The 25,414-nt window shown below is 43.6% G+C and carries 27 protein-coding genes and 1 other RNA gene; 15 read left to right on the top strand and 13 right to left on the bottom strand.

Annotated features, from left to right (window positions below; all coding sequences use genetic code 11):
- Positions 1–94 precede the first annotated feature (94 nt).
- On the bottom strand, positions 95–253 hold the full coding sequence (locus BLV54_RS15915; protein ID WP_176969642.1) for a hypothetical protein: 159 nt from the start codon (positions 251–253) through the stop codon (positions 95–97).
- Positions 254–256: 3 nt separating this feature from the next.
- Here BLV54_RS15915 and BLV54_RS02055 point away from each other — a divergent pair, with 3 nt between their 5' ends.
- Genes BLV54_RS02055 through BLV54_RS02065 form a run of 3 tightly spaced genes read left to right on the top strand, consistent with a single transcriptional unit; the run spans position 257 to position 2,885 of the window.
- Positions 257–1,189: a type II secretion system F family protein gene (locus BLV54_RS02055; RefSeq protein ID WP_090567059.1), complete on the top strand. Its 933-nt coding sequence runs from the start codon at positions 257–259 to the stop codon at positions 1,187–1,189.
- Positions 1,190–1,202: 13 nt separating this feature from the next.
- On the top strand, positions 1,203–1,727 hold the full coding sequence (locus BLV54_RS02060; protein WP_090567062.1) for a tetratricopeptide repeat protein: 525 nt from the start codon (positions 1,203–1,205) through the stop codon (positions 1,725–1,727).
- Positions 1,728–1,730: 3 nt separating this feature from the next.
- Positions 1,731–2,885: a LytR C-terminal domain-containing protein gene (locus BLV54_RS02065; RefSeq protein ID WP_090567065.1), complete on the top strand. Its 1,155-nt coding sequence runs from the start codon at positions 1,731–1,733 to the stop codon at positions 2,883–2,885.
- A 368-nt stretch (positions 2,886–3,253) separates the two neighbouring features.
- On the opposite strand, the gene corA is transcribed toward BLV54_RS02065, so the two are convergent.
- Together corA and BLV54_RS15920 are read right to left on the bottom strand one after the other, a co-directional pair.
- Entirely contained in the window at positions 3,254–4,327 is a 1,074-nt protein-coding gene (corA, locus tag BLV54_RS02070; protein WP_090567067.1) for a magnesium/cobalt transporter CorA, read from the bottom strand.
- A gap of 188 nt (positions 4,328–4,515) precedes the next feature.
- Positions 4,516–4,683, bottom strand: a complete 168-nt coding sequence (locus tag BLV54_RS15920) for a hypothetical protein (RefSeq protein ID WP_176969643.1) — start codon at positions 4,681–4,683, stop codon at positions 4,516–4,518.
- Between the two features lie 240 nt (positions 4,684–4,923).
- Between BLV54_RS15920 and BLV54_RS02075 the strand changes: the two genes are divergently transcribed.
- A complete protein-coding gene (locus tag BLV54_RS02075; RefSeq protein ID WP_090567070.1) occupies positions 4,924–5,175 on the top strand; it encodes a hypothetical protein in 252 nt (83 codons plus the stop codon).
- 341 nt (positions 5,176–5,516) lie between these two features.
- Positions 5,517–6,206 carry a VIT1/CCC1 transporter family protein gene (locus BLV54_RS02080; RefSeq protein WP_090567073.1) on the top strand — a complete coding sequence of 230 codons (690 nt, stop codon included), beginning with the start codon at positions 5,517–5,519 and terminating at the stop codon, positions 6,204–6,206.
- Positions 6,207–6,216: 10 nt separating this feature from the next.
- Here the strand turns inward: BLV54_RS02080 and BLV54_RS02085 are convergent, their stop codons facing one another.
- Positions 6,217–7,656 carry a dihydrolipoyl dehydrogenase gene (locus BLV54_RS02085; RefSeq protein WP_256329045.1) on the bottom strand — a complete coding sequence of 480 codons (1,440 nt, stop codon included), beginning with the start codon at positions 7,654–7,656 and terminating at the stop codon, positions 6,217–6,219.
- 665 nt (positions 7,657–8,321) lie between these two features.
- On the opposite strand from BLV54_RS02085, the gene BLV54_RS02090 reads away from it, so the two are divergent.
- The 3 genes from BLV54_RS02090 (at position 8,322) to BLV54_RS02100 (ending at position 11,266) form a co-directional block, all read left to right on the top strand.
- Positions 8,322–8,624: a cell division protein ZapA gene (locus BLV54_RS02090; protein WP_090567076.1), complete on the top strand. Its 303-nt coding sequence runs from the start codon at positions 8,322–8,324 to the stop codon at positions 8,622–8,624.
- A 49-nt stretch (positions 8,625–8,673) separates the two neighbouring features.
- Positions 8,674–8,852, top strand: a non-coding RNA gene (gene ssrS / locus BLV54_RS02095) — 6S RNA.
- A 437-nt stretch (positions 8,853–9,289) separates the two neighbouring features.
- Positions 9,290–11,266, top strand: a complete 1,977-nt coding sequence (locus BLV54_RS02100) for an aminotransferase class I/II-fold pyridoxal phosphate-dependent enzyme (protein ID WP_090567078.1) — start codon at positions 9,290–9,292, stop codon at positions 11,264–11,266.
- Between the two features lie 109 nt (positions 11,267–11,375).
- Here BLV54_RS02100 and phoR read toward each other — a convergent pair whose 3' ends face one another.
- Both phoR and phoB read right to left on the bottom strand, forming a co-directional pair.
- Complete coding sequence (gene phoR, locus BLV54_RS02105; RefSeq protein ID WP_256329046.1) at positions 11,376–12,773, bottom strand: phosphate regulon sensor histidine kinase PhoR; 1,398 nt, start codon at positions 12,771–12,773, stop codon at positions 11,376–11,378.
- 287 nt (positions 12,774–13,060) lie between these two features.
- The gene (gene phoB / locus BLV54_RS02110) at positions 13,061–13,786 is read right to left on the bottom strand and encodes a phosphate regulon transcriptional regulator PhoB (RefSeq protein ID WP_090567085.1); all 726 of its coding nucleotides are present in this window, start codon (positions 13,784–13,786) and stop codon (positions 13,061–13,063) included.
- 125 nt (positions 13,787–13,911) lie between these two features.
- Between phoB and BLV54_RS02115 the strand changes: the two genes are divergently transcribed.
- Complete coding sequence (locus tag BLV54_RS02115) at positions 13,912–14,310, top strand: gamma-butyrobetaine hydroxylase family protein (RefSeq protein WP_090567088.1); 399 nt, start codon at positions 13,912–13,914, stop codon at positions 14,308–14,310.
- Positions 14,311–14,355: 45 nt separating this feature from the next.
- Positions 14,356–15,090, top strand: coding sequence for a bifunctional demethylmenaquinone methyltransferase/2-methoxy-6-polyprenyl-1,4-benzoquinol methylase UbiE (ubiE, locus tag BLV54_RS02120; protein ID WP_090567091.1), 735 nt, complete (start codon positions 14,356–14,358; stop codon positions 15,088–15,090).
- 128 nt (positions 15,091–15,218) lie between these two features.
- On the opposite strand, the gene BLV54_RS02125 is transcribed toward ubiE, so the two are convergent.
- Positions 15,219–16,133, bottom strand: a complete 915-nt coding sequence (locus BLV54_RS02125; RefSeq protein ID WP_090567094.1) for an FAD:protein FMN transferase — start codon at positions 16,131–16,133, stop codon at positions 15,219–15,221.
- 339 nt (positions 16,134–16,472) lie between these two features.
- Between BLV54_RS02125 and BLV54_RS17150 the strand changes: the two genes are divergently transcribed.
- The 4 genes from BLV54_RS17150 to smbP all read left to right on the top strand — a co-directional run bounded on the left by BLV54_RS17150 (position 16,473) and on the right by smbP (position 18,939).
- Complete coding sequence (locus tag BLV54_RS17150) at positions 16,473–16,673, top strand: DUF4372 domain-containing protein (protein ID WP_090567097.1); 201 nt, start codon at positions 16,473–16,475, stop codon at positions 16,671–16,673.
- A gap of 10 nt (positions 16,674–16,683) precedes the next feature.
- Positions 16,684–16,932, top strand: a complete 249-nt coding sequence (locus tag BLV54_RS02135; protein ID WP_176969644.1) for a hypothetical protein — start codon at positions 16,684–16,686, stop codon at positions 16,930–16,932.
- A gap of 303 nt (positions 16,933–17,235) precedes the next feature.
- Positions 17,236–17,988: a cytochrome c biogenesis CcdA family protein gene (locus BLV54_RS02140; protein WP_090567104.1), complete on the top strand. Its 753-nt coding sequence runs from the start codon at positions 17,236–17,238 to the stop codon at positions 17,986–17,988.
- A 603-nt stretch (positions 17,989–18,591) separates the two neighbouring features.
- Entirely contained in the window at positions 18,592–18,939 is a 348-nt protein-coding gene (gene smbP, locus BLV54_RS02145; RefSeq protein WP_090567133.1) for a small metal-binding protein SmbP, read from the top strand.
- Between the two features lie 150 nt (positions 18,940–19,089).
- Here the strand turns inward: smbP and BLV54_RS02150 are convergent, their stop codons facing one another.
- The 5 genes from BLV54_RS02150 to BLV54_RS02170 form a co-directional block, all read right to left on the bottom strand.
- Positions 19,090–21,837 carry a DUF3570 domain-containing protein gene (locus BLV54_RS02150; protein ID WP_090567107.1) on the bottom strand — a complete coding sequence of 916 codons (2,748 nt, stop codon included), beginning with the start codon at positions 21,835–21,837 and terminating at the stop codon, positions 19,090–19,092.
- Positions 21,838–21,858: 21 nt separating this feature from the next.
- Positions 21,859–22,086 carry a DUF4266 domain-containing protein gene (locus BLV54_RS02155; protein ID WP_090567136.1) on the bottom strand — a complete coding sequence of 76 codons (228 nt, stop codon included), beginning with the start codon at positions 22,084–22,086 and terminating at the stop codon, positions 21,859–21,861.
- 67 nt (positions 22,087–22,153) lie between these two features.
- The gene (locus BLV54_RS02160; protein WP_339389412.1) at positions 22,154–22,669 is read right to left on the bottom strand and encodes a TlpA family protein disulfide reductase; all 516 of its coding nucleotides are present in this window, start codon (positions 22,667–22,669) and stop codon (positions 22,154–22,156) included.
- 38 nt (positions 22,670–22,707) lie between these two features.
- Positions 22,708–23,172 carry a hypothetical protein gene (locus tag BLV54_RS02165; protein WP_090567110.1) on the bottom strand — a complete coding sequence of 155 codons (465 nt, stop codon included), beginning with the start codon at positions 23,170–23,172 and terminating at the stop codon, positions 22,708–22,710.
- Between the two features lie 203 nt (positions 23,173–23,375).
- A complete protein-coding gene (locus tag BLV54_RS02170; protein ID WP_090567113.1) occupies positions 23,376–24,137 on the bottom strand; it encodes a hypothetical protein in 762 nt (253 codons plus the stop codon).
- A 416-nt stretch (positions 24,138–24,553) separates the two neighbouring features.
- Between BLV54_RS02170 and BLV54_RS02175 the strand changes: the two genes are divergently transcribed.
- Positions 24,554–24,886 (top strand): hypothetical protein, encoded by a 333-nt coding sequence (locus BLV54_RS02175; RefSeq protein WP_090567117.1) that lies wholly within the window; start codon positions 24,554–24,556, stop codon positions 24,884–24,886.
- 129 nt (positions 24,887–25,015) lie between these two features.
- Here BLV54_RS02175 and BLV54_RS02180 read toward each other — a convergent pair whose 3' ends face one another.
- Positions 25,016–25,327, bottom strand: a complete 312-nt coding sequence (locus BLV54_RS02180) for a diguanylate cyclase domain-containing protein (protein WP_090567120.1) — start codon at positions 25,325–25,327, stop codon at positions 25,016–25,018.
- Between the last annotated feature and the right edge of the window lie 87 nt (positions 25,328–25,414).

Here is a 25,414-nt window from a genome sequence, read left to right on the forward strand (position 1 = left end):
TAAACCTGGATTCCTCAGCTGATCGCTTATGCTGTTATTAACATTATGAATATTCTAACATTTTCTATAAATTTCATTCGTACCTTTCAGGCGTTTACGCTCCGGTGCGGATTGCACGATTTCGCAAGCACATGGCTGCGTTGCAACTTCCTGGAATGGAACGACCATTCCACGTCGTTGCGCCTTGCCCTGCACTTGCAAAACCGCACACTCCATCCCGTCCAGCTGAGGAATCCAGGTTAAAGGTGATCAAATTATGATTTCTGCACAAACCATTTTTTTGATCGTGATTTTTATAGCAGTTGCTGGTATTGCTTATGGCGTGATGGCTGTATTTGCACGCCGTTCTACCCAAACCCGGCTGAAGCAAATTGCGGCGAAGGATAACGTGCTGAATGAACGCAAAAATGAAGCGTGGAAAGAAGGGATTCTAAAATTATCGAAGCCATTGGCTAAATTCTCAATACCCGATGAGGATTGGGAAAAATCTGCTTTCCGTGCCCGTTTTATGCATGCCGGTTATCGATCAAACTCGGCGCCTACAATTTATTTTGCCATCAAGACACTACTGAGTTTGGCATTACCAGGACTCTTTTTACTTTCAGGGGGGATAATTTGGCTGAATTTAGATGCAAATGGTGCCGTGCTGGTGCTGTTAATTTTGTTGGCAGTTGGCTATTACTTACCGAATGTCGTACTGGACCGCATCATCAAATTGCGTCAGCGTGAGTTGTTCGATAGTTTTCCTGATGCGATTGACCTGATGACAATATGTGTCGAAGCAGGACTTGGCCTGGATGCAGCGCTAGCCAGAGTAGGAGAAGAAATCAAGCTCAGCAGCAAGGTATTGGCCGAGGAAATTTATCTGGTTGGGTTGGAATTACGTGCTGGCTTATCCAGGGAAAAAGCGCTACGCCACCTTGCCTTGCGAACCGGGATCGAGGAGATCGAGGCATTGGTCGTCATGCTCATTCAGGCAGACCGTTTCGGAACGAGCACGGCAGATTCCTTACGCATATATTCCGATATGCTGCGCACTAAGCGCCGCTTGCGTGCGGAAGAAGCAGCCGCAAAAATTGCATTGAAACTGCTGTTTCCTCTCATTCTTTTCATCTTTCCTGCACTATTGGTCGTGTTATTAGGACCCGCTTTTATCAGTATCGCTCGCACTTTACTCCCTGGCCAATAAAGGAGGCTATATCATGTTTAATTTAAAACAACTGCTGGGGATACTGGCCTGCCTGTTCCTGTTAGCAGGGTGCGCCAGCCAGCAAAACAAAAATCAATTGGGATCAACTGGTTCAACTGGTAATGGCGGAAAAGTCAGTCAGCAGATCACCCATGATCTTGAAGCAATGTATCAATCAGGACGCACATATCAGGAGGAAGCCAATTTTCCAGAAGCTATCACTACCTATGAAAACATTCTGGCTATCGATCCAGATTATGCTGAAGCATACAATGGCCTCGGTGTCATTTATGCCATCCAGGAAAAATTTGAACCCGCCCTACTGCATCTGCAAAAAGCCATTACCTTGGAGCCACTGGCATCTCATTTACATAATAATCTGGGTTATACCTATTTATTGATGGGGCGGGAAGCTGAAGCTATCAGATCGTTTAAACAAGCATTGCGACTGGATCCTGGAAACCAGAAGGCACGCGCCAATCTCACTGCCATCCATTACAAGAACAAGACAGATACTACAAGAACCACAAAAGAATAAACCATGGGCATTAATAAACCAAGATTCGCATGGGCATTGTGCTGTCTGGCTGTTTTGACCAGTTGCTCATCCTTCTATTCAAGTAAGGATTATTCAGTGCTGCACATCAAGCCGGTGATGAATGTTCAGCATGCAAATGCGAGTGATGAAAATCTGTATCACCTGGGACGGTACTACCATAGGAAAACCAGTTACGCAAAAGCGATTGAATTTTATCAGAAAGCGCTCGCAGTCAATCCTGATTATGTGGAGGCGCACAATGGCTTAGGTGTTATCTATTCGACCCAAGGGCAACATCAGTTAGCGTTAGAGCATTTCCAAAAAGCAATTAGAATTGCACCTACAGCAACCTACCTGTATAACAACCTTGGCTATGCCTATTTAATACAAGGTCAAAATAGCGAAGCAGCGGTGGCATTCCAGGAAGCCCTCCATTTTGATCCCCACAATTATAAAGCACGCCAGAATCTGGCAACGGCTCACAAACGCATGGGGTTGAGCGAAAAAACAGTGGCTCCTTTAACCATCACGCAAGAACCTGAGGTCATTAACACCAACATCTCACAGACATTAACAGCACAGCAAAGCCCTGGTCAGCAAAACTCTAATCAGCAGCAACTCGTGCAGGTTGCACCTAACATTTATGAATTCAGAATAAATCATGAAAACCACCAAATAGCACCTATTGCACCTATTGCAACACCAATTTCAGCACCAGTTACCGCGTCACTTACTACATCACCTGCTCACCTGCCCCCTATCGCCTCTGATCACACAAAAGAATCCACTCCTAAAAATTCAGCAACAGCAATGCAACATAAACGCATCGAAGTCTCAAATGGCAATGGCGTAACCGGTATGGCCAAAAATATTGCAACCTTTCTGAAACAATTTGGATTTGATGATGCGCGCCTTACTAATCATCAAACATTCCAGCACGCGCAAACTGAAATACATTACCGCACAAACGCGCATACGTTTGCTGAGCAGATCAGTCAAATCATGCCAGGTCAAGTCAAAATGATTGAAAACAATGGCCTGGATGAGGATACCCATATAAAAATATTGCTGGGAAAAGATATTGCAAATGAAGTTGCTTATTTCACCAAGCAAGGACGTATTCGGCTTACTCAGAATATGATGGCAATTGCACCATAGTATTTTTCAGAGAGTTAGCTCCTTTGCTATATTGGAGCATTTAATCCCATTTCTAAATCAAATCTGACTTTGTCTGTCGGCTTCTTCTTGCCGTACTATTCATACTGTCTGCGGCTCGCCTTCGTGTCATCTGTAATTTGGAAATGAAATAAGAGATTTAATCTTTGCGCTAGTAGATCGTTCCAGTAAAATATTTACAAAAACGCCATTCGGCCTGAGCCTGTCGAAGGCCATTATTAGTTCACGGTTCGACAGGCTCACCGCGAACGGTAAAGGGTTTAGTTTGCTGGAACGATCTACTAGTCAGCATAAATTTCTGATCACTAGCTTAATCCATACCAGATGGAGTAGCGTGATCTGTGGTAGAACTATAGCCACCGCTTTTTCTTAAAGTAGACGAGCATGACCGCTCCTACTCCAATCATGATCATCCAGACCAGCAGATAACCATATTCCCAATCAAGCTCTGGCATATATTTAAAATTCATGCCATACACGCCGGCAAGAAAGGTTAATGGCATAAAGATGGTAGCAATAATCGTCAGCACTTTCATAATCTCGTTCGTCCGGTAGCTGACATTCGAGATATACAGATCAAGCATGGTAGTGAGCATATCCCGGTAAATCTCGACACTGTCAATGGCTTGCACGACATGATCATATACATCAAGCAAATAGGGAGTCGTCACTTCATGAATCAACGGTGACTCCCGTCGTGCCAGAGACGAAATCACTTCGCGTAACGGCCACACGGCCTTATGTAAAAACAGGAATTCCCGCTTCAACTGATAAAGCTGCTCGATAACAGTTTTACCAGGCCGGATCATTAACTCCTCTTCCAAAAGATCAATCTTATCGCCAAGTTTTTCGAGAATAATGAAATAGTTATCTACCAATGTGTCCAGCAGCGCGTAAGCAAGATAGTCGGTATCCATCTTCCTTATTTTCCCTTTTCCATTGGGTAGACGGTCACGAATTAAATGGAAAATATCTTTTCTGCTATCCTCCTGAAAAGACAGCAGGAATTTCTGTCCAAGAATAATGCTGATCTGCTCTGGAATGATTCTGTTTTCCTTCTCGTCATAGGAAAGCATCTTGAGAACGATAAAGAGGTAATCACCAAAATCCTCACATTTTGGCCGCTGCACGATGTTCATCAAATCTTCAATAACAAGCCGGTGAATGCCAAAACCTTCACCCAATTTCTCAAGCATAACGGGATCATGCACACCATCGACATTGATCCATGTGACGGTAGACTTAAATTTATAGGGTAAGCACTCATCTACTCGCTTGAGCGTATGCTCCTTAAAGCTCTGCGCGTCATAGTCGATGAGCGTAATATTGATACTGTTTTTCTCCCTTTCCCCTGTGTACAGCAAGGTCTCAGCGGGTAAACCAATCTTTTTTGTTCTGCGTCTAGTTGCCCTGGATTTATGCATGAGGATATTCTTCGGAAGAATCAATCACAATTTGATGATTGTTTGATGATTACATCTTATAAGGAACTGCATTGATCTTGATGGCGAATAAGCCTGTACTATCCGCCAATGCTCATCTCACTGCATGGTGAATAAACAATACTAACGGAGCGGATGACTGCTTACTTATCCGCCCACTTCTAATAAAATTAATCTAATCCCAAAGAATCGAGCGTTATCCCAATCTCTTCGTAATTCTCTTTGAGGAATTCAATTTCGTCAATTATCTTCACAACCTGGCTAACCGGAATGATGTCATCGTCTACATCATTAACATCAATATCATCAATATCATCAAAAGAAAGTTCCTTGTCCATTGCAACAAACCTCCTCACAACAAATAAAGATGGAAAATCAGCTTTACTCTTTACTTGGATTTATAACATAAAGAACAAAGATTATGAGCGAATTACACTCACAATTTGAAGATTTATATGAAAAAAGCCAATACTTAATTGCTATAGGACCATTCAACCTAAAAACCGTAGTTGACCGCTTAATTGGAGAGCTAAGCACATGACATATAGAAGCATTTCCGAATTTTTTCATTCACCAGAATGGTGAAGCCGCTACGAGGTGTGTCGTATGCCGCTCCAGGCGCGAATGCGGCGTTGCTCTTCGTTGCAGGGGGCGGCCCTGCGGCTTCATCGCGCCTTGCCTCGCACCTGGATCACCACACGCTCCACCCCGTCCAACTACGGTTTTTAGGTTCAAGCACTGCTACCGCAAAGCGGCAGGATTCTAATAAATCTGATTTATTTGATCGTATTATTTTAACCTGGGTTCCTCAGTTGGGCGGGATGGAATAGGTGGTTTTGCGAGTGCCGGGCATGGTGCAACGATGCGGAATAATCGCTCCATTCCAGGGAGTTGCAATGCAGCCATGTGCTTGTAAAATCGCGCAATCTGTCCTGTAGCGGAAACACCAGAAGGTGAGAATAAAATTTACAGGAAAGATTATTATATTCATCATGTTAATACCAGAACCAGCAATTAACTGAGGAATCCAGACTTAATATTTGTTATATATATTCATTAAAAATTACGTATGAAAAATTCTTTTATAAAATCGTCCTGTTCACCAGGATTTTTTATCTTTTTATGAAAATCAGGACTTTTTCAATCTATTATAAAAATCTAATTAATATTCATGGCTCATAAAGAAGATCATCGCTCTCACCGTACTGGGTGGTTACGCGCTGCTGTACTAGGCGCTAATGATGGAATTGTTTCTACAGCCAGTCTTATTATCGGAGTAGCAGTTGCCCACATAGGCCGGGAGGATATCCTTCTGGCAGGGATAGCAGGTCTTGTTGCCGGAGCTATGTCCATGGCGGCTGGAGAATATGTCTCTGTCAGCTCGCAGGCAGATACAGAAAATGCCGATATTGCACTTGAACAACACCATCTCAAGGAAGATCTTGATTTTGAATTCGAGGAATTAGCAGAGATCTATATCAAAAGAGGGATTCAACCGGAGCTAGCAAAGCAAGTAGCTAAGCAATTAATGACTCATGATGCATTGGGAGCTCATCTCAGAGATGAATTGGGCATTTATGAGCGTATTAGCGCGAAACCCATTCAAGCGACTTTTACCTCAACAGCGATGTTTACCGTTGGTGCTGCAATGCCTCTTATAGCAACTTTTGCTGCACCCACAGCTCAAATTATTCCTATTGTTGCCAGCTTTTCTCTTTTTTCTCTGGCTATTTTAGGTGCGCTGGCCGCTTATTTGGGGGGTGCAAATATTTTGAAAGGCACAATCAGGATAACTTTCTGGGGAGCACTCGCCATGGGGCTTACTGCTGCAGTAGGTAGACTATTCGGTATCGTTGTCTGACATCTGACAGTCAATCGAGTGCAGCGGCATTGAAAGCACCACATGAAGCAAGATCAGATTCACTGACTGCTGGCAATTTGGCAGCGAGATTACGCAACGCCGTTCGTAACCCCTCTTCCAGAACAGGATGATAAAATGGCATACGTAATAGATCCCAAACCGTTAGTGATTGATCAATTGCCAGCGCCAGTAGATGAGCCATATGTTCGCCTGCTGGTGCACAAATCTCTGCGCCCAGTAGCTGCCCACTCCCCAATTTTGCATAAACACGTAACATTCCTTTATTACGTTGTGCAGCACGGGCGCGTCCTTGATGATCAAAATACACTTCACCTATCGCAATATCATTAACATCAAGCGATCGAAAATGGCTTCCAATAACTGCAATACCTGGATCTGAAAAAACGATGCCAAGTGGAGTGCGGCGTTTAAAACAAGTCATTTCTTCGCGTATTGCGTTTAGTCCTGCGATGTGCCCTTCATCTGCAGCTTCATGCAGCAATGGCAAATAATTATTAGCATCGCCAGCTAGAAAAACCGGAAGATCAGCTATCTGCATGGTAGTGGGATCAAAAGGAGGTAATCCTTTGTCATTGAGCGAAACGCCAAGCGTTTCGAGCCCAAGATCATCAATATTGGGACGGCGTCCGAGTGCTGCCAGCACACCATCTACCGCGATGTCCGCTACGCCAGCTCGAATACGCACGTGATTTTCCCCAGAGTCAAGTATCAACTCAGCTCTTTCTCCCAAATAGAGTGGAAATTCCTGTGAAAATAAATCCAGCGCCACCTGATTAACTTGGGGATCACTTAATCCACCAATCAGCTTATTGCTGCCGAATGCCGTTACGTTTACCCCTAGGCGAGCCAGTGCTTGTGCCATCTCCACACCAATAGGCCCCATTCCAATTACCGCTAACCTTGCTGGCAATCTTTCCTGCTCAAATAATGTATCCGTGGTAAGTAAACGATTTCCCAACACATGCCACTCTGCAGGGACAATTGGGCGTGAGCCGGTAGCAATAATAATATTTTTTGCACGTAACTTTTTATCATTGATCAATACCTGATTTGGGCCAAGCAAGCGCACACGACCCGAAATCGCTCTTGGTCCAAGTACTTCGGTTGCTTTTAATGTGCTGTTTACAAAATCATCACGGAGCTCACGCACACGCTGCATGGTACGAGTCATATCTAACATCAGCTGGTCTGCACCCTGAATACCAAAAGTATCAAATGCAGTACGTCGATGAAAAGCATTGGCCGCTTCAATCAATACCTTGGATGGCATGCATCCAACGCGAGCGCATGTCGTGCCCCATGAACCATCATTAATGATTACAAAATGTTCGGTGCGCTTCCTTACTTCGCGTAGCGCCGACAACCCGGCACTCCCTGCACCAATGATAATGACATCCAGAATTTCATTTATGTAATTAGAATTCGCCACATTGCGCCTATTTAGCTAAGAGTAGTTATTCAATTGTGTCATTTTAATTGAGTCTTTCTCCTTCTGTTTGATAGAACATTTTCCTCTTGCTATTCTAACTGTCAAAATGGATCGGGGGATAATTCTATAAAATAAAAATATAATCTTATCCCCGATATTTCGCCAGAATGCGGGGGTGGAAAGATAGTGCAAATCTTCTGTCAGCACCCGTAAAGGCCAGCGATACAATTGGATTTGCGTAAATCTGTCCGAAAAACACTTGTTCATCAGCTTCTGCATGATGGCACAGGCTGGCCTGGTGAAATATCCGGGTTAAAGTCGATTAGCGGTTGACTTTAGTATTTGTAAAACTATAGTGACTTCATGGACAAAGGAATTTAAAATTGCTTGATGATTAAATTGGTTAATTTCACTTCCAAATCAAACATGACGCAAGAGTGAGCTGCAGACAGTATAAATAATACAGCAAGAACAAGCCGACAAAGTAAGGCTTAATTTAGAGATGGAATAATTTGTAATAGTGGTATAAAGATATCTATTCAAAAAATGTCAGACTACATCATCAATTAGCTGACACAATCGTTACAAATAATCAACTCCCAGAAAAATATATATTACTGTCAATCATTTGCAGGCTCTTTTAAGAAATCTTCCTGAAAATGAGTATGGATACTGAAACAATCATCGTCACTATCATGGGACGAGAATTCCGCATTAATTGTTCTGAAGAAGAACGCGAGGGATTATTGCTTGCGGTTTCTTATTTGGATAAAAAAATGCAGCAAATAAAAAATGAACGAAAAATAGTGGGAACCGAACAGATTGCAATTGTAGCAGCGCTTCATATTACTCATGAGCTGCTTACCATGCGTCCAATCAAAAGTTTTGACACGAATGAATTTAAGCGTAGAATTAAATCAATAGAAAGTAAGTTAGATGAATTGTTGCCAGGAAAAGAAAACCAATAAAAAAATAAATTAAGACTTTTTTCATTAAAGCTCATCAGAGCAGTACAGATTTTCCCTGCGGTGTTTGTTAAGGCTAATACTCTTTGAACCAATTCATCATAGCAGGTTGTAAACTAAAGTGATGCTGTTGTGCGCTACTCAAAGAAGAAGCGCCTGATGCATCCGGTAAGCAACCACCTTGAACCACAAGGTTCAAGATGACAGCCTGACGGCATTTGCGGGGAAACCATTTTCTCAGCTATGCTTCTAAACCATTTCCAATTTAAATGGGAATGGTCGCCGACCAGACAGGAAACTCATTTCGTTGTAGTTCCTTTACCAGTCCCACCCGGTTATGTGCACCGACACCATCTCCTTACGGGTAATGTTTCGGGCTATCCATACCCCTCATTTGAGAGTTGCAATTTTTTCCGCTTTACTTGAAACTTCCATGTGATTCCATTACTAAATCAAATCTGACTTTGTCGATTTCACCGGGTTGGATATTTTATACTGCCTGGGGTTCACTCTTGCGTCATATTTGATTTGGAAATGGAATGATTTCTCGTTCTGATAAATCGAAAACTATCCTTAATTTTGACACAGCGATGCCATGCGGTTTCACTGCTCTGATAGGGGAAGTTCTTTCTATTCATTGTTGAGTCAATTTCGTTGAATGACATATCATGAAAAAACCGCTTAGCCGCATTCTCCTCATCAATGATGAAAAATTGATCCTCAAAGCATTCATCAAGGGACTGAATGACGCGGCCAAGTCAATGGAAAATTCGTTGGGTATCACTTTTACTGGCGTCACGACTGCACGCGAAGCACTGCAGGCTATTGAGCAAGATGGAGATATTCAGGCATTAGTAGTCGACGATAAGCTATATACCCTGCAAGGTGAGCGGAAAGGTGCACGTAATCTGCAGATGACTGCATTGGAACTCGTCCAGAAAATTTCTTGTTTCCGCCCTGAGCTGAATATTTATATACTGATTGCGCAAGAACAGCAGGATGAAGTAGTCGATGCACTCTTTTCTGAAACGGTGGATGGTTATTTCTATCGAGAGGAACGTGATTATCGCGGTATGTATCGCATCCTCAATGCCCAGCTGCAAGAGAAGGCGCGAACCCCTTTCTATGATCAGCTCAAGAGTTATGTCTTGATGGCGAAGGATGCCTGGCATACGCCGGGGCATTCTTCTGGTGATTCACTGCGCGATAGCCCTTGGATAAGCGATTTTTATGAATTTATCGGTGAGCATATTTTTCGTGCTGATCTGTCGGTATCCGTACCCATGCTTGACTCGTTGATGGAGCCCACCGGAGTCATCGCGGAAGCACAAAAAATTGCAGCTAAAGCATTTGGCGCACGCCGTACCTTTTTCGCTACTAACGGGACTTCTACCGCCAACAAGGTCATTTTTCAAACCTTACTAGCTCCGGGTGAAAAATTAATTTTGGATCGGAACTGTCACAAATCGGTACATCATGGCGTAGTGCTATCAGGTGCTCATCCGGTTTATCTTGACTCATCGGTCAATAAGAAATTCGGTATTTATGGGCCAGTGCCCAAACAAACCTTATTCAATGCACTCGAGCAACATGCTGATGCAGAAGCATTGATATTAACCAGTTGCACTTATGATGGTCTCCGCTATGATCTCCCCCCGATCATTGAAGCCGCGCATGCAAAGGGAATCAAAGTCATTATTGATGAAGCCTGGTATGGCTTTGCCCGCTTTCACCCCGCTTTTCGTCCCACTGCTCTGGAAGCAGGCGCGGACTATGCCACCCAAAGCACGCACAAAGTGCTGTCTGCTTTTTCCCAGTCCAGCATGATTCATGTCAATGATCCTGATTTCAACGAGCATCTTTTTCGTGAAAATTTCAACATGCATACCTCCACCAGCCCGCAATACAGCATGATTGCGAGCCTCGATGTAGCACGCAAGCAGGTCATGCTGGAAGGATACAAACTACTCTCCCGTACACTGGAGCTTGCCAGGGAGCTCCATTCTCACATCAATTCCACGGGTGTATTTCAAGTGCTGGAACTGTCCGAACTTCTGCCCGATGAAGTCAAACATGACAATATTCAGCTCGATCCCACCAAGATAACGCTGGATATTTCGCGCTGCGGTTTTACTGTGGAAGAGCTGGTCCGCGAATTGTTCGAGCACTACAATATTCAAGTGGAGAAATCCACTTTCAATACCCTTACCCTGCTGCTCACTATCGGTACTACTCGCAGCAAAGTATCGCGTCTTTATGATGCCCTGATGCGTATTGCACGCGAAGGACGGGCTCCTCGACGGCTTTATCAGACACCAGAAATTCCACATTTTACCGAGTTGAGATATCTGCCGCGTGACGCATTCTACTGCGGTGGCGAATTAGCACCTCTATTAGACGAAGAAGACAAAGTTAATAAGAATTTGGAGAGAAGAATATCTGCCGATCAGATCACTCCCTACCCGCCTGGCATCCCGGTATTGGTACCTGGGCAAACCATTACCAGCAGCATCGTGCATTATCTGGTCAGTATGCTCCGCTCACAAAAACGCGTGGAAGTACATGGCATTGTCTTTGACGGTTATTTGCCTTGCCTTAGACTGCTTACTGCTGCTGAGGAGGGAAGTTTGAGAAAACTGTCCTAATTCCATTTCTAAATCAAACCTGACACAAGAGCGAATTGCAGACGTATAAATAATACGGCAAGAATAAGCTGATAAAGTCATGTTTGATTTGGAAATGGAATAAGAAAGACTACAGTAGCGGTGGAATGGTTTTATTTGAAGGCATAGCGTCTGTATCATGGATAGTAACGCTGCTTGCCTTATTTCTCGCCAAACGCTTTGCTGGAAACCAAACCTTGAAAATACTTCCTTTTCCTATTTCACTGATAATCTCCATGCGGGCCTGATGGCGACTTAGCACATGCTTGACGATAGCGAGTCCTAACCCTGTTCCACCGGTTTCACGGGAACGACTGCGATCAACCCGATAAAACCGCTCTGTCAGGCGAGGAATATGTTCAGGTCCGATACCGATGCCACTATCTTGCACATAAAATAAGCCTTGGTCCTGCTCTTCTGCCCAGTTCAATGAAATATTACCGCCATCGGGCGTGTAACGAACTGCATTACTGATCAAATTACTCAAGGCACTCCGCAACTCGTCTACACTTCCTAGCAAGTGGGCATCACTTATCAGATTCAAGCTAATATGATGGCGTCCCGTACTGAGCGATTGCGCTTCTTGATACAAGCTTTGCAGCAATTCTGCAATATTGATCTCTTCCTCATGCAAGATATTCTGTGCATTCTCGAGTTTCGATAAGGTCAGTAAATCCTCTACCAAACGCTGCATGCGTTTTGCCTGATCATACATTAAAGTTAACGCACGCTTTTCCATCTCGCTATCTTTAATCTCTTCATCCAGCAATGTTTCTAGAAACCCCCCAATGATCGTCAAGGGCGTGCGCAACTCATGTGAAACATTAGCGATGAAATCACGGCGCATGATTTCTATTTTCTCAAAGCGTGTAATATCTCGACTGATCAGCAGCTTTTCCTCATCTCCATAAGGTACTAACTGAAGTAGAAGCACCAGTTCCTCATATCGTGATTGCTTGATAATCAGTGGTTTACTGTAATCCCCGGAGGTCAAATACGCTACAAACTGCATCTGCCGTACCAGATGAGTCACATGCTGCCCAATATCAAGCTTCAGATCCAACCCCAAGTGTTGCTCAGCAGAGGGATTACACCATTCGATTCGATCTGCTTCATCCAGAATAACAATACCTTCAGGCATTGCTGAAGTAGCGCGTTGCAAACGCTCCAGTGCTTTGCTCAGACTTTGTCGACTTCGGTAATAACGTCGGATAAAGCGCGCCAGACGAATAAATACATCCCCCCATGCACCAAAGCTTTTGGGTACTTTGGGTACATTAGGTATTGTGGATGGATCAAAAGCGGTGTGATTAAAACGCTGGAACCATTGATCAAGCAAAGCCAGACAATAGATATGGTGTATCGTTAACCCTAACAGCACCACACTGAATAAAGTCAATGCCGTCACAGCATCTGCCACAAACCATATTACAGCTGTAACAACAGTCAGCAAAATAATAGCAGCAAAACGTTGCCAGAGATCAAACACGTTAATATCCCGGAGGTAAGAAATTCTTCTGGATATTCCAGAAATTAACATTTTTCAAGTCAGCCAGCTTTGGAAAGATTAGCTCGCTGCGTATTATGCGCGAAAAAGCAGATGGATATAGAAAAATAGGAGTTATTAAAAGGGTATCTAATTCCATTTCCAAATCAAAAATGACGCGAAAGCGAGCCGCAGACAGTATGAATAATACGGCAAGGTGAAGCTGACAAAGTCAGTTCTGATTTGGAAATGGAATAAGGATAATGTTTTAAATCAATGCAGCACAACTTTTATTCAGCACCTACTTCACAACGAGTAGAAAAACGGTAGCCTGCTCCTCTCACAGTTTGCACCAATTCATTCTTGCCTGCTTCTTCGAGCGCTCTACGCAGTCTTCGTATATGAACATCCACTGTACGATCTTCCACAAAAACGTGATCTCCCCATACACGATCAAGTAATTGCTCTCGTGTATGCACACGTTCGGTATGCGTCATCAGAAAGTGCAATAAGCGAAATTCAGTCGGTCCCAGGGCGATTTCTGCTGGCTTTGCGCCATCTTCCAGATCATTAACGGTTACTCGATGCGAAGCCGGATCTAATCTTAATCCACCTACTTCAACTACTTCATCTGACACTTCTGGTAAACGTCTGCGTAGCACAGCCTTGATGCGCGCAACAAGTTCACGCGGTGAAAAAGGCTTGACAATATAATCATCTGCACCAACTTCCAATCCGGTTATCTTGTCACTTTCCTCCACCCGGGCCGTTAGCATGATAATAGGAATCATCTTGGTGCGTGCTCCTCGCCGCAGCATACGAGCAAACTCGATGCCACTCATATTGGGTAGCATCCAGTCCAGTAGCACCAAATCCGGCAACGCATCGTTAACCATATCCTTTGCCTCTTCTGCACTTTTTGCGCATAAAACAACATATCCCGCAGTGCGTAAATTGTATGAAATCAGTTCCTGGATGGCGGGCTCATCTTCCACGATCAATATTGTTGCAGCCATTAGTGACTCCATTCAAAAAATGCTTTATAAAAATTTCTGAGATAATATAGCGTTAGTATTGCATTTTTATGACAAGCATCATAGCTGCTATATTTCACTAATCTCAATTTTTTTAAAAAACGTCTATGGCAGGACTTAGTAAACATACTCCAATTCCCACTGAAATAAAACTCCATCAGAAATCTAAGATACTGGAAATTTCCTTCAACGATGGCAAGACTTTTCGGTTACCCTGCGAGTTTCTTCGCGTCTATTCTCCGTCAGCGGAAGTACGAGGTCACGAACCTGGACAAGAGGTACTGCAAACAGGCAAAGAAAATGTGTCCATTACGCATATCGAGCCAGTGGGCAATTACGCTATCCAGTTAAATTTCTCTGATGGCCACAATACGGGACTTTACTCGTGGGATTTACTTTATAATTATGGACTGAATCAAGATGCTATGTGGCAACATTACTTGCAACGGCTAAATGAAGCTGGTATCAGCCGTGAAAATAATATGACGAACACATCAAACTCATAGTCATGCATTGCGCTCATTTTTTCAATACTCATATAATGATTTGAAATGACAAAAACCACTCATTTTGGTTTCAAAACCGTTTCAGAAACAGAAAAAGCACATAAAGTCGCAGATGTTTTTGACTCGGTAGCTGCACGCTACAATTTGATGAATGATCTGATGTCACTCGGCTTGCATCGACTGTGGAAGCGATTTGCTGTCGACGCCAGTGGCGCAAAAGCGGGAGATCGGATTCTTGATATTGCAGGTGGAACAGCAGATTTGACCGCGTTGTTCATCGAGCAAGTTGGTGAAACAGGTCAGGTCTGGTTAACTGATATCAATAATTCCATGCTGACAATCGGCCGTGATCGCATGCTGAATGAAGGAATAACAGTCCCCGTAGCCCAGTGTGATGCTGAGAAACTGCCATTCCCTGACAATTTTTTTGATCATGTCAGTGTAGCATTTGGCCTCCGAAATATGACCCATAAGGATATTGCACTTAAGGAAATGCTGCGTGTGCTTTGCCCCGGTGGATCACTTATCGTACTGGAATTTTCGAAAGTATGGAAACCACTTCAACCTTTTTATGATGCTTATTCTTTCAGAATACTTCCTGCCATGGGCAAATTAGTTGCTAAGGATGAAGGAAGTTATCGCTATCTTGCTGAATCGATTCGTATGCATCCATCGCAGGAAGAGTTGAAGCAACTCATGCAACAAGTTGGATTTGAACGGGTGGAATACTTTAATTTAGCTGCTGGTGTGGTGGCCTTGCATCGGGGCTACAAATTTTAGGCCATTTCTAAAGCCATTGTGCGAATGAATTGCTGCGTGTGATTCCTTGCGCTTCATCTCGTAAGATGGCTTTTTAGAGTCAGGCTCGCCATTTTAATCAATCAGCATGTAGGACCTACGCATTACAGCTACGTGATATGTTTATTTTCTTCTGTAAGTGAGCCCCCAATTCGACCATCAATATCTACCCATAAATGGGGTAAACCGAGATCTGCAAGCCAGTCTTTTCCCTGCTGATCTTTAAGCATCCCTATCGTTGAAGCGCTGCCTGCAATGACGCAGAAATCACCTACTACACTCACTGCAGCCATCCAGCTGACGGGCCAGCCTGTTTTTGGATTGAGCACATGACCATAACGGGTGCCATTTATGGTAATACAGCGCTCATAATCCCCACTGCTGGCCAGCGCACCTGAATAGAGTTCCAGCGTCTGTAATAAGGTATCGGGATGTCGCGGGTGGCGTATCCCGATTCGCCAGGGACTACCGTCCGCATGTGGACCAATAATCTTGATATCTCCGCCCAAATTGACTATGCCATGTTGAATATCTCTATCCCAACATATCGTAGCAGCACGATCTACAGCGTATTCTTTAACGACACCACCCATGTCAATCTCCATGCCAGCAAGCGGGAATTCAAGCACAGGCGATGACCACCGCAATTTATGCCAGCCAATTTTATCCAGCAAAGTTTGAATAACAGTTTCATCCGGTAATTGATTTGATTTAAAATCCCAGGCACGGCGTAGAATACCCGACGTAATGTCAAACAACTCATCGCTTTCCCGATAGCAGGTTTCTGCATAATCCAACAATCCGGCTGTTTCATTATCGACAGTAATACTTCCCCCTTTCGCTGCAATCTGATTAATTTCAGACAAAAAGCTACTTTCGCGATAACGGGAATAAACCGACTCTAATCGCTGAATGTCAGCAATTGCTGCATCCGTAGCACGCCTTGCTTTAGTCTCGGTTACAGCATAAACCTGTATTTCACAGGGCGTGCCCATTGCTTTAAAGGGAAAACGGTACAGTTTCATTAAAGAGAGAATACTCAGGCAATCATTTAAACGATTCTAGAATTTTTATTTTCATTTAAATACTCAACAATATGAGGTTATACATATTTAATTTTTTTTTCAAAAAAATTTAAATGATTACATAATTAATCTGTCATCTTTAAACGACAGTTTTTTGAGAATCTTAATCATTAAAAAATTCATGCAGCAAATTGCCTATTAACGCACTACTGTTCGGTTAACTATCAACCTCTGAAAGATAAAGCCTGAATGGGCTTGGGATGACGTAAAATTGATGTGCAATTAGCGTGCTCTAAGCAGCAATTTTTCAACCCAAGAACTTAAGTTTAAAACATATTAATGCTGTATTTCACCAACTGCTCTAGCAACATTCCCCGTTACCATTTTGATCGGGCCGTAGCATATGAAGGAGATCGCAGGATAAGGACGCTTAACTGCTGGATTCAACTTGTAGCAATGATTTACGCGCAACTGGCGCAACGAGTTTCGCTTCGCGATCTGAAAATGGCGTTCAACAGCATGCATCTTACCTTCCAATGAGATGGGACAGTTGATTGACTCCACTACTCTGGATTTGAATAAATATGGCCTCATTCAGGCTCATTTTATATTGAGCCAGGCTCTGACTTTTGTCTTTAACCTGGATTCCTCAGTTGGGCAGGATGGAGTGTGTGATTTTGCGAGTGCAGGGCAAGGCGCAACGATGCGGAATGGTCGTTCCATTCCAAAGAGTTGCAACGCAGCCATGCGCTTGCAAAATTGCGCAATCCGTCCTGCAGCGGAAACACCCAGAAGGTGAAAATGAAATATATAGGAAAAATTATTATATTCATAATGTCAACATCAGAACGAGCGATCAACTGAGGAATCCAGGTTTAAGCTAACTGCTATAATATGGGAAATGTTTGGCTTATTTTATTACAAGGAATCACAAGGAAACCTTATAGTTTGACTGCCGGTTCAGCCTTATAGACACTGCTCGTTGAACTTATAATCCTACGTAAGAGGCTGATTCTATCTTGTCTTTTAGGCGTTCTGATTTCAGTCATTATACTTCCAGAAAAGACGGTCCTAGCCTAAATGACTTAGAAGGTGGGGGGCAATGATGGATATACAGGTATTGGCAAGCCAGCTAATGAGTGAGCTGGTAGGGATGCTGCAGGTTGGCTATGCTTTTGGCGCAGGAATGGTAACTGCGGTAAACCCATGTGGCTTTGCGATGCTGCCCGTGTATCTGGCGCTTTATCTCGGCGCCAAGGATCAGCAGTTTCAACAGCACTCCTGGCTCTATCGACTTAGCAACGCCTTTGGTATTACTGTAGCAGTTACCGCAGGCTTTGGTCTCCTATATGGACTGATCGGTATTCTTATCGCTGCCGGTTGGTCGATTTTGATCGGCATTATGCCCTGGGTGTCAGCCATTATCGGTGCCATTCTCATCGTACTTGGAGTATGGTTGTTTTTGGGCAATCAGCTCACGCTTGATATCTTCATGAAAATAGGTAGCCGGATTGGAGACCCCCGCACCATCAGTGTTTGGGGCTTTTTTCTGTTCGGCATGGCCATGGGGACAACATCCATGAGCTGTGCATTACCAGTCTTTCTTGTCGTCGTCGGAAGCTCGACGATTTCCGGTAATTTTGTGATGGGACTGTTACAGTTCTTCTGGTATATTCTCGGAGTAGGAACGGTCTTATTGATATTGACTATAAGCATAGTATTTTTAAAGGAAAGAGCTGTGGTCGAAACCATGAAACGATTTGTTCCGTTTTTTCATAAGATATCGGCCATACTGCTGATTTGTGCCGGAGTGTATATCTGCTACTACTGGCTGACAAGCGGCCTGCTCTTTTGAATAAGCCCAGCTTATGTCTCGACAGAATAACAGATGAAATGAATCGAAGACTCCAATTTATACACTCTTGCTGCTTGCTGTAATCGTTATCGGCCTGCTTCATCTATTCCCTCCAGACCTATTGGAAACTTAGAGAGTTTAAAAAATACCAGGGCTCTGCTATTACAATTAGTGAAACCCAATTCTGGATCAGAAAATCAAACCTGAATCACCTGGCAAGCTTGAAATCTAATAGTCTTTCCCGAAAAAAGACTGAAAAAATATTTTTAGTTTAATGCTATTGAAATGTTTTTTTAAGCTGTATTTGGGAACAATTATTCATCAATCGACTCGACTATTGTGATTTCTGCAAGTAGAAAAAAACCAAAAAATGACAATCAGCCATTATTTCAAATTCAGGTATTTGTGGCCTATCAGCAGACTGAGATAGATGCATTTGTAGTATTTGTTTTCTCTAATAATGTATGATATATATGACATCGTTATTAAAGTTTTAGAATATTAATCAGGATTGCTTTTTTCTTAGAAGTTTTGTGAAGATGAGTAGCACGATTTTCAACCAGAATGCTTGATATTATAAATCTCAAACAAGGAGTAATTATCATGAAAGCAATATCAACAACTATTATTGGAGTTGGAATTTTGGCTTTTTTCTTGAGTACTCAAACCTATGCAACCGATGCAGGTCATACGTCAGAAGCGATGGAGCATGCAGGAGAAGCTAAAGCACATGGTGAAATGGGTCATGCTAAAGATTCGCTTAAGCATGCAAAAGATAGCCTAGAGCATGCTAAAGCGGCAAGAGATGATCATGCTGCATCCCACAAGCATATGGATGAAGCGATTAAACATCTGGAAGCAGGTATCAAGAGTGCTGAAGCGAATCAGTCCAAGGAGGCAGCTGAGCATACCGACGAAGCAATAAAACATATGCGCCAATCTGGCCATTAACCATTAATTGTGCTACAAAGTTCAAGCCTCCGCCCAAGTGGAGGCTTGATAAGCGAGTTTTGTTTTTTCAAATCTTCAATCATTCAATTAAAATTCTTGGGCCGATAGCGAAAACTCGCCAGTCCTGATTATCCTCAATCATAATTTCTATTAAAAGCTGTAATGCCAGGTGGCTGTTAGCCCACCCTTACGCTCAAGCTGAAAACCATTCACATCCTGATGCAATGGCTGCACCCATTCAAAAGCAAAGTTATTGCCTGCGAACTTGCCACTGGGCACAGAAACATTCACACCAATGCCAAGATCCCAGTAATGTCCACCTTGATTGGCAGGAAAATCCATCGGCCCGATACGCGCATTAAACTTGTTGAAATCTCCGTGTATTCTATCGCGGAAGGTATAAACCCCTCGCACTGAGGCCCCCAGCCAGTTGGTCAACTGATACCCTCCCCAGGTAGATGCCTGAAAAATATCACCAAGTCGATAACCCGATTCGTTCCTGCTTTCCATCCGCTTGACGCCATAAAGCTGAGATCCCCAGTACCAGCGACTGCTTGTTCCGGTATACGTCAAATTAGGTAAGAAATCCCAGGTGCCGCTTCCGAGCTGCATGTCAAAGTGAATAAGCCCTCCATCAGCCTGAAACATGCGCCTGAGCTCCAAATCCACTTTTCCGGTCGGTGCGCTGACACCTAAACCCGCATGTAGCTGATGTCCAGGTAAATCTAGCAACTTGTAAAGCGACATCAGAATGGTGTCACCAACACCGCCGGTCGTATGCCCACCAATGCCAGTATGCTCGTGGACACCCGGGGTGCGTGGTGGACGGCCGGTAAGTTCACGCAAATTCATATCCATATCCACGAATTGCGGCATGATCATCAGGTTCAACCAGCGGGTGGGTGCATACATGATATCGATCATGTGCATTCTCATATTCATGTCTGACGGGGCAAAGCGACACAAGATAATATCGCTGCAACCTTCATTGACAATTGCCTGATCGCTGGCATGGTGTGTTCCATGCAGCATATCCCCTCTTTGACGAGAATACATAAAGCGATACCCCACCATCAGCTCACCTGGAGTATCCAGCATATGGCCAAACATGATGCTGGCTGGAACATAATGTTGAGCATGGTTATGCTGCTTGCTATGTTCATGATCCGTATGATTATGCATAGCCTCTCCTCTAGCCATACGGGAACTTATAGCATCCATATCAACTTTTATTGCAGCATTAGCAACATAAAAATCAAAATCAGCAAAACTACTATGCCCATTGCCGCCTAGCTTCAGTGCGCTGGCACGTGTGTAATATTCAAATGCCGCTTCTAACTCGATTCCCTTGGCAAACTGCTTATTAACCACAACGCCGCCACTCAATGAACCAAAGCCAGATAATCGATGATCACTGGAAAAACTGTTAGGTAGTTTAGCGGCATCAAATGAAGTCAACTGAGGTTGCAGATCAAGTTGAGTTGCGTCAACCAGATGACCATTCGCATCGAAAAAATCCCCATTGCCATTACGAAAAAATTGTTGATTTGGATTATTCACATCACTGAAGATTTGCCGCCCAGAGGCATCGACGGCAGGTCTACGAAACGCCTGGTTGGAAATGAGAAAGGGGCTATAAAAATTGGCTGAATCTTGCGAGTAATAACGAATACGAGGCGTAATCGTCCAGCCATAACCTACTGGTTGCACCCAATCCGCTTCAAAAGTATGGGCATGAATTCCCCAATCATCGAAAGAAAACTGATAATTTAGATGAAGAGCGGCATCCAATGGATTGATTAACTGCACATATTTACTACCCAAAGCCAATTGATTGCGAATATTCGGTCGCTGCTCCAACAAGGCACGCGCATCCCCCGCTATGGGAATTTTTGGATCGGGATTGATGGCATCTGGATTAACAAAAATGACCGTCATTACTTTGTACGGATTTTCCATGAAGCCACTGCTATGGGTATAGCCGATGTTGGCATCGATCAGCGAGTTCTTACCAAGAACCTGTGTCAACCCCAGGTTAGCTGTCCAATCCTGGCGATCGCCTCGTAATATTTCCGAGCCACTGCGTCGTTCAATCTGATTTGCAAAAGCAGTACTCGTCAAATAAGGTACAAGATCAGGATCCAGAATAGCGGATGTTGCACTGCGGGTATAGCCAGCTCCATATTTCACGCTGGTTAACTTCTGATTGAAATCGAAACGACCGCTGACATTGCCATAGCTGGATTTATAATCATTTTCTAATGAAAATCCACCTCCCACATTAAGCGCCGCCTCGTTCCATTCATATCCCAGTTTAAAATTTGCCTGGTTACGTGTTTCAGGCGATGCGGAAGAAAGAATCAGCACATTACGCGGATCGACTACTTGCCCACTACCAGGTGTCAGTCTGAGTGGGTTGAAATTATGATCCAGCAGAACCTGGGTATTGACAAAAGGAGATGCGCCAACGGTAATTACTCCATCTGGCGAGTTCTGCAGAATGGGTCTATTTCCATTAGCCACTAAAGGAGCTGTGGTGACTGGCGTGGCACCCGACCACGTATCCTGGGTATAACCAAACGAAAATTTTACTCGATCATAAAAGGTAAAATTGCCACTTCCCTGTATTACATCAACCGTAATGGGTTTCAGGTTACTGTGCACATTGAAAAGATTGCGTTTACCTTCTTCATAGCGGATATATTGAAAACTGACGCTGTCGCTACTGGGATTTGCGCCGTGTGCAGAAGACAATAGTAAACCCGGCAAGACAAGCGCCGCAGACGTCAATGCCTGGAGCGTTGTTTTACTGGTAGAAGCTGAATTGACTTTTGAATCGCTAGATTCAAGATTCTTGACTGAATGCTGAACTGGACCAGCTGAGCGTAAAGCGTTCAAACCTATTTATCAGGGCATGGCTTAGAAACAGCCACAGCCGCCGCCACCCCCCGAAGAATTAATGCTGGCAGCAGCTTCACGACTACCATAAACATGTGCCTGAATAGCACTTTGTAGTGGATTAGGATCCAGCGCCATTTGCGGTTTAGCAAGATTACCTCGCTCCCAGGGTGCTACGTTGACACAGCCTGATAACCCTGGCACGCTGAGTAAAATGACGAAAATGACAACAAAATGAGTTATATTCATCGACGAAATCAAATTGAGAATTTTTGTACCAAAAATAAAAAATAGGAGCAAAGAATACAAACTATCTCTATATTTCTTCTCGCAGAAGCTGCTCAATCAAAATGCGTAACTCTTCAGTTTCACCTGTTCGAAAACCACGATGGATATGCCGGACAAGGCCTCTTTTGTCAATAATATAAGTGGACGGCATGGCAATCACCCCAAAATCTTGAGCACAGCGTTTACTGGTATCGATCACAATCGGGAAATTGACAGGACGCTTGGCAAGAAACCCCTTGGCATCTTCAAGATTTTCATCCAGATTAATGCCGATCACTTTCAGACCTTTGTCTTTAAATTCGTGCATTAACTGGCTCATGAAAGGAAATGATTTAACGCAAGGAGGGCACCAGGAAGCCCAGAAATCCACATAAATCACTTCGCCTTTCATTCCTTCCCAATCTCCAGCAGATTTCCCGTCCAAAGAAGTCAGCTGACAATGCGGCGGCGGTGTATTTCCTTCCAGGTGCGCCCTCACAGGCATTACCACAGAAAGGCACAATATCAGGCTGGCTGAAAATAATAAACTCGTTTGCTTAATCATTTTAGGAAGAATTTAACTGATCATCATCGAAACTGCGATTATTGGAACTGATCCACTACAATGTCTGTGCCGGTATGCACCTGATTGGCGGTCATGCAATGCCAATCGACTTCAAAATCCCGAGCACCGGCAATCGTTTTATCCGCCATCATAAAATACGTTCCGTTACCCCCTTGCAGGCTCACTTGCTGACTAAATTGCGCATCTCCTGGTGTAGTATCGGTAACACTGATCGCCTTGCTGCCTTTAAGAAGCTGAAGGCTGATAAACATTCCAGGTATAGGAGGAGAATTATCGCGGATACGTGCGACAAGATTATCTGCTGGCCCATTACCATCATCAAAGCAAGTCACGCGCGCTAGTGCGGTAAACGTTGCCTTGTTACCCGCAGGATCAAGCGTAGCACCAGCCGTATGTGCACCAATGGTCGCAGCATAACAAGCAGTGACAATGACGCTTACCACTGCCAATTTTTTTTGCAGAAATAGATGATTTTTTGTCATGTCTTCTCCTCTTTCTTTCAAATATTCAATTTAATCACTAAGACACTATATATCGATAAGGGTGCTATTAAATCAAATCTTAATTTTCATAAACCATTAATAAAAATATGTGGACATATACACTTTCATCGCACAAAAAATCATCTATTTTTGTTAATGCAAACAGGATCGACGATCCCGTTTGCAAATGCCAAGTATAGCGTTTATTCAGGCCAAACTTGCTGACCGTTGAACTTGATCGGCATATCACGATTGATCTGTGCAGCAGAAGGTTTTATCTCAACATCGACACCACCATTACATGATCCAGGCAGTGGGTTCTTCGTTAAATCACGATTGATCGTTAATGAAGCGGGTCCATCATCTTCCGCACTCACACGATCATACGGCGTTCCCAGGTTATTATGCGTCCATAGATTAGCAACACCTCCGGACTCTCCGCTTCCATTGCGTAACGCATCAATTCCACTGATTTCACAAATATCGACAATGGAAACAAAGAATTTCACGCTCTTGGCGCAGGAAGTTGGTTCGATGTTAGTTGCACTAACTCTGAAAGGAACAAATGCATTCATGTGAGCCGGCATCCCTGATCCGCCTCCAGACCAGAATCCGACGACATTTCCTGTCGGTCCTTGTTTTTCATCCACAAAATCAAATACCGCTCGGGTTTGGAGAGGCTGAACATTAGATCCCCAGTTTGAAACAAAATCGGTCAATGGCCCATTATGAGGTTGGCCACCGACGGTAATAGTTGAATCCGTACCATCCGGAAAAACCACTGAGGTACCAATAATCGCTTTCTCTCCACAACCATGACCGATGGCAACATTGTTCGTTACTCGGACGCCTTCAGTAACTATCGGTACTTCCAATCGCGTATGCGCCAATACACTTTGCCCTATGCCTAACAGCGTGGCTGTAGCCAAAGCCAGTATTGATATTTTAAACTTATTTTTTTTCATGTTGCCCCTTTTACTAATTTTTTATGTGTTCGTGATTTAATCAAGGAAACAGCCCATAAGACTCATCCCAGTTACCCGATTAATTTACTAATTAAAAATAAAAATAACGGCGCCGATGACTATCCATCTTTTTGAAGGGAGGGATAAATAGTCACAAATCAATTATCTGGCCTGATCAAATAAATGACAATGCGGCAAATTGTCGCACTTGCTATTTCAACCTTGTCTCGGAAACATTTAGTAATCACGAAATTACTTGAAAATGAACGCAATCTAAACAAAGCGTATTTAATTTAATTATTGGAATGGGCTATTGAGATGCGATAATTTGTCGCATTTGTAAGGCAATCATTGGTTTATACAATGTACATCCAATCACATTATGAGTTGGTGGTAAACGAGTATTTATCGCGCTAATGACAACGAAAACATTTAGGCTACGCCTCTATGTAAAGGGCGGGGCTACTTACTCTTATTATTCCCTGGATGGCATTGGTGCCAGCACAGGCTCTATTTATGCCATCAATACAATCGGCAGCGTCATTGGCACACTGTTTTTAGGTTTTTATTTATTCCCTCGCATCAGCTCCAGCGAAATATTCATTGGACTTGGTTTTGGATTACTCCTGCTTGCTTTGATCGTTGCAATCTTTGAACGTAAGCATCTTAAATTGAGTACAGCTATATTACCGGCTGCATTGCTATCTTTTCCGGAATTATGTAGCAGCAGCACAAAACCTTTATTTTAAATAGGTTACCGTAGTCGTGGCCCACATGCAGCGTGCATTAAGAACCTATTTCGCTAGGGAGGCACGCCAGACGATGATGCTACATGCGAACCGATAGGACTATGACCTATCCAATTTTTCTGTCCTGCGTCAGCGCCGCATCTTTCTATTTCGCTTGATTTCATACATGGATTGATCTGCCTTATCGATAATCTCTTCGATATGTTTTCCGTCATCAGGATAAACGGCGTATCCAATGCTCGCGCTAAGTAGAAGTGGCCGCTGCTCAAAAACAAAAGGGGCGTTAATCTTCTTCGCAAGGCATTCAGACTGCGTCATCGCACCTTCCCGATTATCGATGCGGGAAAGAATTACACCAAACTCATCTCCACCAAGGCGTGCCACCGTGTCCGATTGGCGGGAAGTGCTATTAACACGGGTTGCGACTTCTCGTGTAAGAATTTCTAGCGTTGTTTACAGTATTGTGGAGAATACTGTAAATGAACATGCACAAACATATAAGACTTACGCCACTTGATCGTCAGGAGC

This window comes from Nitrosomonas sp. Nm33 (assembly GCF_900107265.1).
Lineage (GTDB): Bacteria > Pseudomonadota > Gammaproteobacteria > Burkholderiales > Nitrosomonadaceae > Nitrosomonas.

Bases quoted from the DNA above. Each gene is read 5' to 3' on its own strand.
- phoB (WP_090567085.1), bottom strand. From the start codon at position 13,786: ATGGCTGCAACAATATTGATCGTGGAAGATGAGCCCGCCATCCAGGAA.
- ubiE (WP_090567091.1), top strand. From the start codon at position 14,356: ATGACAAAAACCACTCATTTTGGTTTCAAAACCGTTTCAGAAACAGAA.
- BLV54_RS02100 (WP_090567078.1), top strand. From the start codon at position 9,290: ATGAAAAAACCGCTTAGCCGCATTCTCCTCATCAATGATGAAAAATTG.
- corA (WP_090567067.1), bottom strand. From the start codon at position 4,327: ATGCATAAATCCAGGGCAACTAGACGCAGAACAAAAAAGATTGGTTTA.
- smbP (WP_090567133.1), top strand. From the start codon at position 18,592: ATGAAAGCAATATCAACAACTATTATTGGAGTTGGAATTTTGGCTTTT.
- BLV54_RS02140 (WP_090567104.1), top strand. From the start codon at position 17,236: ATGATGGATATACAGGTATTGGCAAGCCAGCTAATGAGTGAGCTGGTA.
- BLV54_RS17150 (WP_090567097.1), top strand. From the start codon at position 16,473: ATGCTGTATTTCACCAACTGCTCTAGCAACATTCCCCGTTACCATTTT.
- BLV54_RS02055 (WP_090567059.1), top strand. From the start codon at position 257: ATGATTTCTGCACAAACCATTTTTTTGATCGTGATTTTTATAGCAGTT.
- BLV54_RS15920 (WP_176969643.1), bottom strand. From the start codon at position 4,683: ATGGACAAGGAACTTTCTTTTGATGATATTGATGATATTGATGTTAAT.
- BLV54_RS02125 (WP_090567094.1), bottom strand. From the start codon at position 16,133: ATGAAACTGTACCGTTTTCCCTTTAAAGCAATGGGCACGCCCTGTGAA.
- BLV54_RS02160 (WP_339389412.1), bottom strand. From the start codon at position 22,669: ATGATTAAGCAAACGAGTTTATTATTTTCAGCCAGCCTGATATTGTGC.
- BLV54_RS02165 (WP_090567110.1), bottom strand. From the start codon at position 23,172: ATGACAAAAAATCATCTATTTCTGCAAAAAAAATTGGCAGTGGTAAGC.
- BLV54_RS02075 (WP_090567070.1), top strand. From the start codon at position 4,924: ATGGTGAAGCCGCTACGAGGTGTGTCGTATGCCGCTCCAGGCGCGAAT.
- BLV54_RS02060 (WP_090567062.1), top strand. From the start codon at position 1,203: ATGTTTAATTTAAAACAACTGCTGGGGATACTGGCCTGCCTGTTCCTG.
- BLV54_RS02175 (WP_090567117.1), top strand. From the start codon at position 24,554: ATGACAACGAAAACATTTAGGCTACGCCTCTATGTAAAGGGCGGGGCT.
- BLV54_RS02090 (WP_090567076.1), top strand. From the start codon at position 8,322: ATGGATACTGAAACAATCATCGTCACTATCATGGGACGAGAATTCCGC.
- BLV54_RS02080 (WP_090567073.1), top strand. From the start codon at position 5,517: ATGGCTCATAAAGAAGATCATCGCTCTCACCGTACTGGGTGGTTACGC.
- BLV54_RS02155 (WP_090567136.1), bottom strand. From the start codon at position 22,086: ATGAATATAACTCATTTTGTTGTCATTTTCGTCATTTTACTCAGCGTG.
- BLV54_RS02115 (WP_090567088.1), top strand. From the start codon at position 13,912: ATGGCAGGACTTAGTAAACATACTCCAATTCCCACTGAAATAAAACTC.
- BLV54_RS02065 (WP_090567065.1), top strand. From the start codon at position 1,731: ATGGGCATTAATAAACCAAGATTCGCATGGGCATTGTGCTGTCTGGCT.
- BLV54_RS02170 (WP_090567113.1), bottom strand. From the start codon at position 24,137: ATGAAAAAAAATAAGTTTAAAATATCAATACTGGCTTTGGCTACAGCC.